This window comes from Pseudomonas sp. Colony2 (assembly GCF_019382755.1).
Classification (GTDB): Bacteria; Pseudomonadota; Gammaproteobacteria; order Pseudomonadales; family Pseudomonadaceae; genus Aquipseudomonas.
Genome location: NZ_CP080030.1, coordinates 1,015,854 through 1,017,596 on the forward strand (window position 1 = coordinate 1,015,854; position 1,743 = coordinate 1,017,596).

Below are 1,743 nucleotides of genomic sequence, written 5' to 3' on the forward strand. Positions count from 1 at the left end.
CGCCCAGCAGTAAGAGGCGCTCAGTGCTGATGCCGGTAGCGGGGAATGTTATGCGTCACCTTCTTGTGGTTCGCCAGCCGGGCTATCCTGCCGCTTCAGTCGTACAGAATCCAGCCAGGCTGACGTTCACATAATTCTTACCCGGGCACGGCTATGATGCTCGTCCTTATGCAATAAGCCTGACAGGGCGACCCATTATGAATGTGAGCATTCTCTACGCGTTGGCGGCGGCGGCGTTGTTCGGCGCCAGCACTCCGCTTGCCAAGCTCCTGGGGGTGGATACGCCGCCCATCCTGTTGGCCGGGCTGCTCTATCTGGGCAGCGGCCTGGGCCTGGCCATCGTTCGGTTTGCTCGCGACCACGGCTGGAAACGGCCCGGGCTTGCAGCCGGAGAGTGGCCCTGGTTGGTGGGCGCCATTGTCTTTGGGGGCGTGCTTGCGCCTGTGGCGCTCATGTATGGCCTCACCCGTACCGCGGGCGCCACCGCATCGCTGATGCTCAATCTTGAGTCGGTGCTCACGGCCGTGCTGGCGTGGGTCGTGTTCAAAGAGAACGCAGATCGCCGCATCGTGATCGGCATGATCGCTATTGTTCTGGGCGGGATCGTTTTGTCATGGCCGCAAGGGACGGCGACGGCACATGATTGGACGGGGCCGCTGGCCGTGGCTTTCGCCTGTTTTTGTTGGGCCATCGACAATAACCTGACCCGTAAGGTCTCTGCCTCGGATGCGCTGTTTATCGCCGGCAGCAAAGGCTTGGCGGCGGGTGTGGCCAATTGCTGTCTGGCGTTGGCCATCGGGTCGCAACTGCCAGCGGTGGCCACGCTCGGGTCAACCATGGTGGTTGGGCTGCTTGGGTATGGCGTGAGTCTGGTGCTGTTTGTGCTCGCTCTGCGCGGGCTTGGCAGTGCGCGCACCGGCGCCTATTTTTCCACGGCTCCCTTCCTGGGCGCGGTCATCTCGATCCTGATCCTGGGCGAGTCGGTTTCGCTGATGTTCTTGCTCGCGGCCGCCTTGATGGCCATCGGGGTGTGGATTCATCTGATGGAACATCATGCGCACGAGCATCAGCACGATCCCCTCATGCACGGTCATCGCCATACACACGATGAGCACCACCAGCATGTGCATAACTTTGAGTGGGACGGTACCGAGCCACATAGTCATGCCCATGAGCACGCACCGATTCAGCATAGTCATGCGCATTTTCCCGATGTACACCATCGGCATAAACACTGACTTTTCTAGGGCAATAGGGCGGTGTGCTTTTCTTCAGGCATAAAAAAACGGCCTACCTTTCGGTAAGCCGTTTTTAGTACTTGGTGGCTACACAGGGACTTGAACCCCGGACCCCAGCATTATGAATGCTATGCTCTAACCAACTGAGCTATGTAGCCAAGTGGCGCGCATTATTCGCGGAGAACGGGAATGCGTCAAGCGCTTTTTTTGAAAATTTATCTACGCTATCAACTGTTTAACGGGAAACACCGGGTTTGGTGACGAGCGGTTGGGGTTTGCGCAGGTCCCAAGGCAGCGAAGATCAAAAGGTGGGAGCGGGCTTGCTCGCGAATGCGGTGTGTCAGTCAGCAGAGGTATTGGCTGGTCCACCGCCTTCGCGAGCAAGCCCGCTCCCACATTTGATCTGCGGTGTTCTGGCGTTCGCGCGTCAGGTTTTGCGCGGGTGCAGGCACTCTATCGAGCGGTCGACCATGGCCTTGGCGATTTCCAGCAGGTGCCACACGGC

Annotated in this window: 1 protein-coding gene and 1 tRNA gene; one reads left to right on the forward strand and one right to left on the reverse strand. The window is 59.1% G+C overall.

Features of this window, described 5'->3' with window-relative positions; genetic code table 11:
• Positions 1-197: 197 nt before the first annotated feature.
• A complete protein-coding gene (locus JV201_RS04085) occupies positions 198-1,238 on the forward strand; it encodes a DMT family transporter (RefSeq protein ID WP_219406548.1) in 1,041 nt (346 codons plus the stop codon).
• A gap of 81 nt (positions 1,239-1,319) precedes the next feature.
• Here the strand turns inward: JV201_RS04085 and JV201_RS04090 are convergent.
• Positions 1,320-1,396: transfer RNA gene (locus JV201_RS04090), tRNA-Met, on the reverse strand.
• Positions 1,397-1,743 lie beyond the last annotated feature (347 nt).